The organism is Tardiphaga sp. 813_E8_N1_3, assembly GCF_051811025.1.
In the GTDB taxonomy this organism is placed as follows: domain Bacteria; phylum Pseudomonadota; class Alphaproteobacteria; order Rhizobiales; family Xanthobacteraceae; genus Tardiphaga.
On record NZ_JBPWQE010000001.1, the window covers coordinates 4,858,136 to 4,870,112 of the forward strand.

Here is an 11,977-nt window from a genome sequence, read left to right on the forward strand (position 1 = left end):
CGCTGACGCCTATAGTGGACGGACTCATCGAGAGCCCATCCCGTGCGCATCCTGCTGATCAATCCCAACACCACCGAGAGCGTCACCACACTGGTGAAACGGCATGTCGAAGCCATCGCCGGCGATACTGCGACCTTTGTGCCGGTGACCGGCAGGTTCGGGGCGCGTTACATCTCGACACGCGCATCGGCAGCTATCGCAGGCCACGCAGCGCTCGATGCCTATGCCACGCATCGCGACCGCTGCGATGCCGTCTATCTCGCCTGTTTCGGCGACCCTGGCCTGCTGGCTTTGCGCGAGATCGCTGATGTCCCGGTCGTCGGCATGGCGGAGGCGTCATGCATCGAGGCATCCAAACGCGGCCGTTTCGCCATTGTGACGGGCGGCGCACTGTGGGGGCCGATGCTCCGAGAATTCGTCGGGAGTATTGGCTTGGCCGACAAACTTGCCAAGGTGCGCACCATCGCCCCAACCGGCGGCGACATCGCGCGAAATCCCGACGCCGCGCTGGCCGCGCTCGCTAACGCCTGTACCGCCTGCGCCAGTGACGATGGTGCCGATGTCGTGATCCTCGGCGGCGCCGCGCTCGCCGGCCTCGCGTCGCGCATTCAATCCGAAGTCCCGGTGCCTGTCCTGTGTTCCGTCGAAACCGGTACGCGCGCGGTGATCGCCGCGGCGGCGAATGGTCTCAACAATACCAGCCCACCGCCAGCGCTGGAGAATGTCGGCCTCGGCGCGGAACTCGCAAAACTGCTTCAACAAAAATAGCTGACAGAAACATCCCCGTGTTCGGCCTGTCATGACGCGCAGCTAGACTCAGCGCGTGTCACACACATTTCGGGAGCCGACCATGGAATTGAAATCAGGCGATGTCGTCATGCTGAAGTCGGGCGGTTGCCCTCTGACCGTGGCCGACGTTGACGGCAACGATATTGAATGCATCTGGCTGGGCGAAGAAGGCGATTTGTTCCGCGAGACCCTTCCGCGTGCTGTGCTCGAACTCGCGCTCGTCATCCCGCATGACGACGAAGACGAGAGCGAAGAAGACGAAACTGAAGAACACGACGAAGACGAAGAAGAGCACAAGAGCAAGGTAGCCTGATCAGGTCATCCGCCGCCGGGCGCAAATGTCCGGCGGCAGCTTGTCGGTCAGCCTTGAAGAACAAGTTCGAACGCATCCGCCTCGATATGACCCGCAGTGCCGCCGGTCGCGAAGACCGCGACGGTCGCTTGCCTATGTTCGGGACAATGATAGACGGCAATGCCGCCGCCCGGACCGCCGCCGGTGTGCCCGGCGACGCGTAAATTACTGGTTGTCGTTCCAACCATAACGCCAAGGCCGTAAGCCGCGTGTTGCCATGGACGTCCTGCACCGGGATCACCCACTGCGATCCCGTGGCACATCTCGTCGCGTAGCCCTGCACGCAACAAGTCCGTCGTCATCAAGCGGTGCAACAACATTGCGGCATCTCGCAATGTTCCGACCGCCAGCCCGTGATAGACCCAGCGCGGATCGTAAGACTGCACATCGCCCATCTGGACATCCGCGAGATCGCCGCGCTGATCAGCGACGCACGGTCCGGCGCCCCCGAAGGGTTCGAACAACCGTCGACGCATCAAGGCATCAAGCGTCAGCCCGCTCACGCGTTCGAGATGCTGCCTGACCAGCAAATAGCCGACATTCGAATAGGCGAAATGGCCCGGCTCAATTCCGGCATGCAGAGCAGAAACTGAGTGCAGCAGCCGGTCCACCGGCCACGCGTCTTCACCGGCAGCGACGGCCGCATGGTAGGCGGGAAGTGAACCGTAATCCGTCAGACCCGCGCGATGCTGCAGCAACTGGCGCAGCGTGAAGGTCTGGCCTGGCAGGCTCTCATCCAGCGCCAATTGATCGTCGCGCACCATGGTCAGCGCCGTGGCCGCGATCAGCGTCTTGGTGAAACTCCACCACGGCACGACGACATCCGCATCCTCGCTGACATCGGCAGAACCGGGGCGAATGACATGCTTCATGGCGCCGTCAGGCCTCAGAGCTGATGGTCGTGCTTGAAGCGCGCGATCGTCTGATCAGCGATGACCGTCATCACATCGACCTCCATCGGGAAATCCAGCGCCAGCCAAGCATCTTCCGCCAGCGCCAGCACATGGCCGAGCGCCGGCCCCTTGGCGATGCCGCGCGCCATGAAGTCGGCCGCCTTGAGCGGAAACACCGGCGGGGTCCATCGTTCGGGCAAGGTTACGAGCGCCTTCCAGGCCTCGCTGTCGGCATCGCGGCCGGCGCGGGCCCAGGCCAGCATCATGCGATTGCGATAACGGGTTTCGCCCAAGCGATAGAGCCGACGCCGCGCGTGGGATTCGTCCATGCCCTTCAGTCGCCACCAGCGATGGCCCATGGAATCCAGGGCCTTGGTTTCGTCATTGGACAGCCGCAGCTTTTGCGCAAGCCGCCGCGCATCCTCGGTGACAGCCACGCCAAGCGCGCCAAGCCGCAGAACCGCATCGGGTTTTTGCCCGAGCACCTGCTCGATGGCGATCATCGCCGCGAATGGTCCCTTGTAGGTGACGCCGCCCGCGATCCGCAGCATCAGGCCGGCATCGACCATCGCATCCACCGCCGCGAAGGCCCCATCGGCCATCAGCAGCTTGAGCAACTCCATCCGGATACGTTCGGCGGATATTCCCGCCAGTCCATCGCGGCCGCGAATGCTGGCGAGATAACCTTCGCGATCCGGCGTCCCGGCGCCATAGGCGGCATGAATGCGGAAGAACCTGAGAATGCGCAGATAGTCTTCGGCGATGCGCCGGTCGGGATCGCCGATGAAGCGCACCCGCCGGGCATCGAGATCGGACAGGCCGCCAACATGATCATGCACCACGCCGTCGATAGATGCCGAAAGACCGTTCATCGTGAAATCACGTCGTTCGGCATCGCACTTCCAGTCGCGCCCGAACGCCACCTTGGCCTTGCGGCCGAAGGTCTCGACGTCTTCGCGCAATGTCGTGATCTCGAACGGCGCCCCGTCGACTACCAGCGTCACCGTGCCGTGCTCGATGCCCGTCGGCACGCTCTTGATATGGGCCGCCTTGGCGCGGCGGATCACTTCGTCGGGCAGGGCCGTCGTGGCGATATCAATTTCGCCCACCGGCAATTTCATCAGGGCATTGCGCACGGCGCCGCCGACCGCGCGAGCTTCCTCGCCATTGCCATTAAGTAGCGCCAGCACCTGCCCGGACGGTCCTGACGTGAGCCACGGCGCGTCGTGCAGTTTGCGCAAACTCATTTTTCGACCCCCGGGACGAGCCTGCCATTCTCGATATGCGCAGGGACATAGGTCGATCCCGGCGGTGCGCCAGAGAATTGAGCCAGGAGCACCAGACTGACGATCACCAGCCCAGCGGCTGCGATAGCGAGCTTGATCATCACCGCGATCGGCCATGACGATTTCAGCGTCACGCCATTCTTGGTCGCGATCAGGAAAATGGCATAGAGCGCAAACGGGATGAGGAAAATGCCGACTTCGGTCAGAATCGGACGGATCATGTCAGCACGATCCGTTCATACAGCACGCGCAGGATGCCGGCGGTGGCACCCCAGATATAACGTTCGGCGAACGGCATCGCGTAATAGGACCGCTCCATGCCGCGGAATTCCTTGCTGTGCAGCTGATGATTGGCGGGGTCCATCAGAAACGCCAGCGGCACCTCGAACGCGCTTTCGACTTCGTTCTCGTTGATCGTGAGACCGAAGCCTGGCTTCACCCGCGCCAGTGTCGGCAGGATTCGAAAGCCGAAGCCGGTCGCATAGAGATCGAGATAGCCGATCGGCTCGACGAAGGAGCGATCGAGGCCGATTTCCTCCTCGGCTTCGCGCAACGCAGCGTCCAGCGGCGAGGCATCGGTCGGATCGATCTTGCCACCGGGAAACGAGATCTGTCCGGCATGATCGTTGAGATGCGCGGAGCGCTGGGTGAGCAGCACGGTTGGTTGTTCGTGTTCGACGATGCCGATCAGGACCGCGGCCGGGCGGATCGGCCGCTCCTGCGCCACAATCTGGATCATGCGGTCGTTCCCGGCATCGCCGGTGACGGGAATGATGCTGGCGTCCGTGAGCCCCTCGGGCACATCGAAATTCAGGCGTGCCCTCGCACGTTTGAAAAACTCAGCCGAGTTGTACAGACGGGATTCGCCGATATCCGCAGCGTCCGCGTCGGTCTTCAGCATCGGCTCACTCGTCCGGCTCACTTCAATCGGCTCACTTAGGTGGCTTCCCTGATTTGCTGCGCATCGGCCATGGCGAAAAACGCGCCCGCAGAGGCGATGCCGAACATCGCGGTACCATCGACCATCCGCTCCTCCCCCATGTCAACCAGATCGTAATAGATCGCCCGCGTCACCTTGGCCCACAGGTCGCTGCGGACATGCAGATAGGGCGTCAGCCCGCCGTCCTCAGCCATCTCGAATCGCAGCCGGTGTATGCTGTCACACTCCACCCAATCGTCCACATTGGTGCGAAACTTCAACGTCGTGCCGCGCGTGTCCTGCTCCTTGAGCATCTCGACGGCGAGAAAAGGAGCATCGTCGACGGTGATGCCGATCTTTTCCACGGGGGTCACGAGAAAGTGCTTGCCGTCCTCACGCTTCAGGATCGTTGAGAACAGCCGCACCAAAGCGGGCCGGCCGATCGGCGTTCCTAAATAGAACCACGTACCGTCGCCAGCGATTCGCATGTCGAGATCGCCGCAGAATGGCGGATTCCACAAATGCACCGGCGGCAGGCCCTTGCCGGCTTTACCGTTGGCCGCCGCATCCTTCGCCGCAATGGTCAGGCCATCCAGCCCCTGATTTGCGATCTGCCCTTGCTTCGCCATTGTTTGCCCTGACTTTACCACTGCCATTTGGCACGTTTGGTGCAAGTCTTGAATCTCAAGTCTTGAAACGTGCGGTGTCACATTCAAACTCGCCACAACGTGATGCAGTTCATAGCCGCATCCCGATATTGTGGGGATAGTTTAATTCAACAAATACATGGCCTTCGCTTAAGTTTAGCATCAGGTCCATGGAATACTAAGGCGTGACGACAAATGCGGCGGCGTATTTCAGGCGCCGTTCACCCGAAGGAGCAATGGATGGCTGGCGCTGACAGTGTCGAGAAACTCGAAGACGTGATTGTCCGCTCCGCGGAACAGGTGGCTGGCCAGATGCGCGCCGCCAAGGACGCGATCTCCACTGTCATCTTCGGCCAGGAACGCGTCGTCGAAAACACGTTGGTGACGATCCTGTCCGGCGGCCACGCGCTGTTGATTGGCGTCCCCGGCCTCGCCAAGACCAAGCTGGTGGAAACTCTGGGCGTCACGCTCGGCCTCGACGCCAAGCGCATCCAGTTCACCCCCGACCTGATGCCCTCGGATATTCTCGGCGCCGAAGTGCTGGACGAGAGCGTCGCCGGCAAGCGCTCGTTCCGCTTCATCTCGGGACCTGTGTTCGCGCAGCTTCTGATGGCCGACGAAATCAACCGCGCCTCGCCGCGCACGCAGTCGGCATTGCTGCAGGCGATGCAGGAGCAGCACATCACGGTGGCCGGCGCGCGTCATGACCTGCCGAAGCCGTTCCATGTGCTGGCGACGCAGAATCCGCTGGAACAGGAAGGCACCTATCCGCTGCCGGAAGCGCAGCTCGACCGCTTCCTGATGGAAATCGACGTCGATTATCCCGATCGCGATGCCGAGCGCCGCATCCTGTTCGAAACCACCGGCGCCGAAGAAACCATCGCCAAGGCTGCCGTGACTGCCGACACGCTGATCACAGCACAGCGCCTGGTGCGCCGTCTGCCGGTCGGCGACAGCGTGGTCGAGGCGATACTGACGCTCGTGCGCTCGGCACGTCCGGGGCCGGATGCCGGCGATGCCAGCAAGCTGATCGCATGGGGCCCCGGTCCCCGCGCCTCACAGTCGCTGATGCTGGCCGTGCGCGCGCGTGCATTGCTCGATGGCCGTCTCGCACCGTCGATCGACGACGTGCTCGATCTCGCCGAGCCGATCCTGAAGCATCGTATGGCGCTGACCTTCTCGGCGCGTGCCGAAGGTCGCACGGTCCCCGACGTCATCCGTCAGCTCAAGACGCGGATCGGTTAATGGCCGCAGTGCCGGATCACGCCACGCAGGAGATCATCGCAGTCCGCCGCGCCGATGGTGAAAGCCGTACGCTTGCTGCATCGCTGCCGCGTCTGGTGCTGGAGGCCCGGCGTATTGCTGCGACCGTCATCCATGGCCTGCATGGCCGGCGCCGCGCCGGCCATGGCGAAAGTTTCTGGCAATATCGTCGCTTCGTCTCAGGCGAGCCGTCGCAGAATGTCGACTGGCGTCGCTCGGCGCGCGACGATCATTTGTATGTCCGCGAGCAGGAATGGGAAGCCGCGCACACCGTCTGGCTGTGGCCGGACCGTTCGCTGTCGATGGCTTTCGCATCGAAAGGCGCACGCGACAGCAAGCTCGAACGCGCGCTGATCGTCACCTTCGCGCTGGCTGAATTGCTGGTGGCTGGCGGTGAGCGCGTCGGCGTGCCCGGCCTGATGAATCCGACATCGAGCCGCAGCGTCATCGACAAGATGGCGCAGGCGATGCTGCACGACACGACAAGCCGCGCCAGCCTGCCTCCTTCGTTCGTGCCGTCTGCGCTGGCCGAGATCGTGGTGCTCGGCGACTTCTGGTCGCCGATGCCGGAGATCAAGGAAATGCTGGCGGGACTTTCGTCGTCCGGCGCGCATGGCGCTCTGGTGCAGGTCGTCGACCCAGCCGAGGAGAGCTTCCCTTATTCCGGCCGCGTCGAATTCGTCGAGCCCGAAAGCGGCAATGTCATCACCGCGGGCCGCGCGCAGACCTGGGCCGAGGACTACGTCGCCCGCGTCGCCGCACATCGCGAGGAAATCCGTGCCGAGACGGCCAAGCTCGGCTGGCTGTTCTCGACACATACCACCAGCCGCTCGGCGGCTGAGCTGCTGTTGTTCCTGCATGGCGGCATGATGGTCAGCAAATCTGCCGGCGGCGGCATGGTCAAGGCAGGACGTTCAGCATGATCGGTGGCTTCCCGCTCGCCTTTGCCCAACCGCTGCTGCTGCTCGGCCTGATCAGTCTTCCCGTGCTGTGGTGGCTGCTGCGCGTGATGCCGCCGCGCCCACAGCGCATCGCGTTTCCGCCTACGCGGCTGCTGTTCGATATCACGCCAAAGGAAGAAACCCCGTCGCGCTCGCCATGGTGGCTGACGCTGCTGCGCCTGCTGGCTGCAGCGCTGATCATCTTTGCCGCGGCCGGCCCGATCTGGAATCCGCAAACCGGCACGGCCGGCAGCAACGCGCCTCTAACAATCCTGCTCGATGACGGCTGGAGCGCTGCAGCAAGCTGGGATGCGCGCGTCAGAGCGGCGGATGAGCTGATTGCCAATGCCGACAGCAACCGCCGCGGCGTTGCCCTCGTTCCCTTGTCGGAGCCGAACCGCGACATTACGCTGCTGCCCGGCGGCACTGCCCGCGTCGCGCTGCGTCAGCTTTCGCCGAAGCCTTTTGCGATCGACCGCGTCGATACGCTGCCGGCGCTGGAGCGCTTCCTGAAAGCCACAGGCGACAGCGAAATCGTCTGGCTCTCGGATGGCGTCGACACCGGCCGCGGCACTGACTTTACGCAGGGTCTCGCGAAGACCATCGGCGACCGCACGCTGACCATCTATGACGGCGGCGCCACGCCGGCCCATGCGCTGGTGGCAGCGGAGAATGCCGCGGCGAAAATGACCGTGAAGGTACTGCGCGCCAATAGCGGCAGTCCGGACGGCGGCGTGGTGCGCGGCCTCGACCAGAAGGGCTCGCCGGTCGGCGAAGCCAGGTTCCTGTTCACGCCGAACGACCGCGAGACTGAAGCGTCGTTCGATCTGCCGGTCGAATTGCGCAACGACATCGCGCGACTGGAAATCGCCGGCGAGCGTTCCGCCGGCGCCGTGCAACTGCTGGACAAGCGCTGGCGCCGTCGCGCCATCGGCATTGTATCGGGTGCGACCAACGACACCGCGCAGCCGCTGCTGGCCTCGACCTTCTATCTGACGCGCGCCCTGGCGCCATTCGCCGACGTCCGCCTCGGCGATCGCGGCGCGCCGCAGCAGGCGATCACGCAGTTCCTCGATCAGAAACTGCCGATGATCGTGCTGGCCGATGTCGGCACGCTGTCGCCGGAGATTCGCGAGCGCCTCAATAGCTGGATCGATGCAGGCGGCGTGCTGGTGCGCTTTGCCGGGCCTCGTCTGGCCCAAGGCGACGACGATCTGGTGCCGGTGAAACTGCGCCGCGGCGACCGTAGCCTCGGCGGCAGCCTGACCTGGGAGAAGCCGCAGCATCTGGCGTCTTTCGCCGCCGATGGACCGTTCGCCGGTCTCCCCGTCCCGAAAGACATCACCGTGAACCGCCAGGTGCTTGCTGAGCCGAATGCAGCGCTGGCCTCAAAGAGCTGGGCGTCGCTGGTCGACGGCACGCCGCTGGTCACCGGCGAACGCCGCGGCAAGGGTCTTGTGACGCTATTCCATGTCAGCGCCGATATGCGCTGGTCGGACCTGCCATTGTCTGGCACCTTCGTAGAGATGCTGCGCAGGGTCGTCGATATCTCCGGTTACACATCCACGCCCGGCGCAGGTGTCGCCGGCGAGACCGGCGCGGAGACTGTGGCGCCGCTGCGTACGCTTGACGGTTTCGGTGCTTTCACGCCGCCGCCGTCGACGGCCAAGCCGCTCGCCGCTGACTATCGCGATCGCGCCACGCTCGATCACCCGCCGGGCTTCTATGGCCCTGCCGATGGTCCGCTCGCGGTGAATGCACTGGCATCGGCCGATCGCATTGGGTCGATCGATTTCTCAGGCCTGAAAGCGAACCGTGCCAGCTACACCAATGCCGAACCGCGCGACCTTCGCGGCATCCTGCTCTCCACAGCGCTGGTGCTGTTTCTGGTGGACGCGATCATCGTCGCGCTGCTTGGCGGCGCGATTGCCGCGATGTTCCGCCGCCGCGCTGTGTCTACCGCACTCGCAGTTGCTCTCGCTCTGACGAGTGTGATGGGCTCGCCGACGCCGTCACGTGCCGATCCGGCCAGCGATGATTTCGCGGTCAAATCGGTATCCCAGACGCGTCTGGCCTATGTCGTCACCGGGAATGCCGACGTCGACTCGATCGTCAAATCCGGTATGACCGGGCTGACGCTGTTTCTCGCGCAGCGCACTGCGCTGGAAGCCGGCGAGCCCGTTGGCGTCGATCCGGCGCGCGATGAACTGTCGTTCTTCCCGCTGATCTACTGGCCGATCATTCCCGGCGCGGCCAAGCCGCCGCAGGACGCCATCAATCGCATCGACGCCTATATGAAGCAGGGCGGCACGGTGCTGTTCGATACCCGCGATGCCGTCGAAGCCCCGCCCGGACCGAATGGCGAGTCGCAAACGCCGGGTATGCTGACGCTGCGCAACATCCTCTCATCACTCGACGTACCCGAACTCGAGCCGGTGCCGCGCGAACACGTGCTGACCAAAACCTTCTATCTGCTGCGCGACTTCCCCGGCCGCTTCAATTCCGGACCGACCTGGGTCGAGACGCTGCCGCGCGACGACGGCGATGACGCAGCGTCCCGTCCAGCCCGCGGCGGCGACGGCGTGTCGCCGATCATCATCACCTCGAACGATCTCGCCGGTGCTTGGGCAATGCGGCCGGACGGCCAGCCAATGTTGCCGCTGACACCCGGCGAACCGCGCCAGCGCGAATACGCATTCCGCGCCGGCGTCAACATCGTGATGTACACGCTGACCGGCAACTACAAGGCCGATCAGGTGCACGCGCCGGCGCTCATCGAACGTCTCGGACAATAGGAGCGCGATATGCAATATGGCATCGCGTTTACACCTCTCGTCCCGACCATCGTGCTGTGGATCGGTCTCGCCGCCATCGTGGTGATATCAGCGCTGCTCTTGCTCGGCCGCGCGCGTGGCGCCGCCGTCCGTGTCGCCGCATTGGCGCTGATCCTACTGGCGCTGGCCAATCCCTCCTTCACGCGCGAAGAGCGCGAGCCGCTCACATCCGTCGCTGCGGTGGTGATCGACAAGAGCCCGAGCCAGAATTTCGGCGAGCGCACCAAGGAAACCGAAGAAGCGCAGAAGCAGCTCGTGGACCGGCTGAAGCAGGTCAAGGGCCTCGAAGTCCGTGTCGTCGAAGCCGGACAGGCTGATGGCGAAACCGATGGCACCAAACTGTTCGGCGCACTGTCCTCCGCTCTCTCCGACGTGCCGACAGACCGTGTCGCCGGCGCCTTCCTGATCACCGACGGCCGCGTCCACGACATCCCGGCCAATGTCGCGGGTCTCGGCTTCAATGCGCCGGTCCATGCGCTGATCACCGGCCGCAAGGACGAGCGCGATCGCCGCATCGCCATCACGGCTGCTCCCAGATTTGGCATCGTCGGCCAGTCGCAGCGTGTCACATTCCGCCTCGACGATCAGGGCGTCACCGGCGAGCGCGCCCGCGTCGCCATTCGCCGCGACGGCGATACGCTGAGCGAGCGCACCGTCCTGAGCGGCCAGACCGTGTCAGTCGACATCGACATCAAGCATGCCGGACCGAACATCGTCGAGATCGAAGCCTCGCCACTCGACAACGAACTCACGCTGGTCAACAACCGCGCCGTGGTCGCCATCGATGGCGTGCGCGACAAACTCCGCGTGCTGCTCGTCTCTGGCGAGCCGCATTCCGGCGAGCGCACCTGGCGCAACTTGCTGAAGTCCGACGCGTCGATCGATCTCGTGCACTTCACCATTCTCCGCCCGCCGGAGAAGCAGGACGGTACGCCTATCAATGAACTGTCGTTGATCGCGTTTCCGACCCGCGAACTGTTCCAGCAGAAGATTCACGAATTCCAGCTGATCATCTTCGATCGCTATGCCCGCCAGGGCGTGCTGCCGATCGCCTATTTCGACAACATCGCGCGCTATGTCCGCGCCGGCGGCGCCGTGCTGGTCTCGGCCGGGCCAGACTACGCGTCGAACACCTCGATCTGGCGCACGCCACTGGATTCGGTGCTCCCTGCCGAGCCCGTGGGCGTCAGCGAGAAACCGTTCTATGCGCATCTCAGCGATATCGGCAAACGTCACCCGGTGACGCGCGGCCTCGAAGGCTCCAATTCCGAGCCACCGAAATGGAGCCGCTTCTTCCGCACCGTCGAGACCCGCAACACCACCACCCCGCCCGTCATGACCGGCGCCGATGGCCAGCCGCTGCTGCTGCTATCGCGTGCCGGCGAAGGCCGCGTCGCGCTTCTGCTGTCGGATCATATCTGGCTGTGGGCACGCGGCTATGAAGGCGGCGGCCCGCATCTCGATCTTCTCAGGCGGATGTCACACTGGCTGATGAAGCAGCCGGATCTCGATGAGGAAGCGCTGAAGTTGCAGAGCCAGGGCAAGGACCTTGTCGTCGTCAGGCAAACCATGGGCGATGCCGTGCAGCCGGTGACGGTCACCTCGCCGTCCGGCAAGACCCGCGAATTAACGCTCAGTGCCGGCGAGCCCGGACTGTGGCGTGCGACCACACCGGCCGATGAACTCGGCCTGTGGCAGGCCACCGACGGCACACTGAAGGCACTGATCAATGTCGGCCCGATCAACCCGAAGGAATTCTCCGAGGTCACCTCGACCACCGAGTTGCTGAAGCCGCTGGCGCAGGCCAGTGGCGGCGACGCCCGACGGATCAATGAAGGCCCGGGCATCGAGCTGCCGCGTATCGTGCCGGTGCGTTCCTCGACCGTCTTCCGTGGCGACGGCTGGATGGGCGTGCATATGCGCGACGCCAGCGTGGTCCGCGGCGTTGGCGTGCTACCGGTGTTCGCCGGCCTGATCGGGCTGTTGCTGCTGCTCGGCGCCTTCGCCGCGACGTGGCTCCGGGAAAGCCGCTAATACGAACTGACCGCGGCGC

The 11,977-nt window shown here is 64.1% G+C and carries 11 protein-coding genes; 6 read left to right on the forward strand and 5 right to left on the reverse strand.

Annotated features, from left to right (window positions below; all coding sequences use genetic code 11):
* The first annotated feature begins 42 nt into the window (after positions 1–42).
* Positions 43–768: an aspartate/glutamate racemase family protein gene (locus tag AB8A33_RS23055; protein ID WP_439094883.1), complete on the forward strand. Its 726-nt coding sequence runs from the start codon at positions 43–45 to the stop codon at positions 766–768.
* 82 nt (positions 769–850) lie between these two features.
* Complete coding sequence (locus AB8A33_RS23060) at positions 851–1,102, forward strand: YodC family protein (protein ID WP_315840549.1); 252 nt, start codon at positions 851–853, stop codon at positions 1,100–1,102.
* A 47-nt stretch (positions 1,103–1,149) separates the two neighbouring features.
* Here AB8A33_RS23060 and AB8A33_RS23065 read toward each other — a convergent pair whose 3' ends face one another.
* The 5 genes from AB8A33_RS23065 to AB8A33_RS23085 are packed head-to-tail and all read right to left on the reverse strand — an operon-like array spanning position 1,150 to position 4,868.
* The gene (locus tag AB8A33_RS23065) at positions 1,150–2,013 is read right to left on the reverse strand and encodes a serine hydrolase domain-containing protein (RefSeq protein WP_439094884.1); all 864 of its coding nucleotides are present in this window, start codon (positions 2,011–2,013) and stop codon (positions 1,150–1,152) included.
* A 14-nt stretch (positions 2,014–2,027) separates the two neighbouring features.
* Entirely contained in the window at positions 2,028–3,281 is a 1,254-nt protein-coding gene (locus AB8A33_RS23070; protein ID WP_439094885.1) for a CCA tRNA nucleotidyltransferase, read from the reverse strand.
* Positions 3,278–3,541: a DUF6111 family protein gene (locus tag AB8A33_RS23075; protein WP_439094886.1), complete on the reverse strand. Its 264-nt coding sequence runs from the start codon at positions 3,539–3,541 to the stop codon at positions 3,278–3,280. Before AB8A33_RS23075 ends, AB8A33_RS23070 begins: the two co-directional genes overlap by 4 nt.
* Complete coding sequence (locus AB8A33_RS23080; protein ID WP_439094887.1) at positions 3,538–4,221, reverse strand: CoA pyrophosphatase; 684 nt, start codon at positions 4,219–4,221, stop codon at positions 3,538–3,540. Before AB8A33_RS23080 ends, AB8A33_RS23075 begins: the two co-directional genes overlap by 4 nt.
* Positions 4,222–4,256: 35 nt before the next feature.
* Positions 4,257–4,868, reverse strand: coding sequence for a DUF1285 domain-containing protein (locus AB8A33_RS23085; protein WP_439096016.1), 612 nt, complete (start codon positions 4,866–4,868; stop codon positions 4,257–4,259).
* A gap of 258 nt (positions 4,869–5,126) precedes the next feature.
* Here AB8A33_RS23085 and AB8A33_RS23090 point away from each other — a divergent pair, with 258 nt between their 5' ends.
* From AB8A33_RS23090 to AB8A33_RS23105, 4 genes are read left to right on the forward strand one after another with little or no spacing between them, the layout of a single operon-like run.
* Positions 5,127–6,131: an AAA family ATPase gene (locus AB8A33_RS23090; RefSeq protein WP_439094888.1), complete on the forward strand. Its 1,005-nt coding sequence runs from the start codon at positions 5,127–5,129 to the stop codon at positions 6,129–6,131.
* Entirely contained in the window at positions 6,131–7,072 is a 942-nt protein-coding gene (locus tag AB8A33_RS23095) for a DUF58 domain-containing protein (protein WP_439094889.1), read from the forward strand. The genes AB8A33_RS23090 and AB8A33_RS23095 overlap by 1 nt, the downstream gene beginning before the upstream one ends.
* Positions 7,072–9,885, forward strand: coding sequence for a DUF4159 domain-containing protein (locus tag AB8A33_RS23100; protein WP_439096017.1), 2,814 nt, complete (start codon positions 7,072–7,074; stop codon positions 9,883–9,885). The genes AB8A33_RS23095 and AB8A33_RS23100 overlap by 1 nt, the downstream gene beginning before the upstream one ends.
* 9 nt (positions 9,886–9,894) lie before the next feature.
* Positions 9,895–11,958 carry a hypothetical protein gene (locus tag AB8A33_RS23105; protein ID WP_439094890.1) on the forward strand — a complete coding sequence of 688 codons (2,064 nt, stop codon included), beginning with the start codon at positions 9,895–9,897 and terminating at the stop codon, positions 11,956–11,958.
* The last annotated feature ends 19 nt before the right edge of the window (positions 11,959–11,977 follow it).

What these genes read in the sequence shown, in the direction of transcription:
- AB8A33_RS23090 (WP_439094888.1), top strand. Translation starts at nt 5,127, where the DNA reads ATGGCTGGCGCTGACAGTGTCGAGAAACTCGAAGACGTGATTGTCCGC.
- AB8A33_RS23085 (WP_439096016.1), bottom strand. Translation starts at nt 4,868, where the DNA reads ATGGCGAAGCAAGGGCAGATCGCAAATCAGGGGCTGGATGGCCTGACC.
- AB8A33_RS23070 (WP_439094885.1), bottom strand. Translation starts at nt 3,281, where the DNA reads ATGAGTTTGCGCAAACTGCACGACGCGCCGTGGCTCACGTCAGGACCG.
- AB8A33_RS23080 (WP_439094887.1), bottom strand. Translation starts at nt 4,221, where the DNA reads ATGCTGAAGACCGACGCGGACGCTGCGGATATCGGCGAATCCCGTCTG.
- AB8A33_RS23060 (WP_315840549.1), top strand. Translation starts at nt 851, where the DNA reads ATGGAATTGAAATCAGGCGATGTCGTCATGCTGAAGTCGGGCGGTTGC.
- AB8A33_RS23095 (WP_439094889.1), top strand. Translation starts at nt 6,131, where the DNA reads ATGGCCGCAGTGCCGGATCACGCCACGCAGGAGATCATCGCAGTCCGC.
- AB8A33_RS23065 (WP_439094884.1), bottom strand. Translation starts at nt 2,013, where the DNA reads ATGAAGCATGTCATTCGCCCCGGTTCTGCCGATGTCAGCGAGGATGCG.
- AB8A33_RS23075 (WP_439094886.1), bottom strand. Translation starts at nt 3,541, where the DNA reads ATGATCCGTCCGATTCTGACCGAAGTCGGCATTTTCCTCATCCCGTTT.
- AB8A33_RS23105 (WP_439094890.1), top strand. Translation starts at nt 9,895, where the DNA reads ATGCAATATGGCATCGCGTTTACACCTCTCGTCCCGACCATCGTGCTG.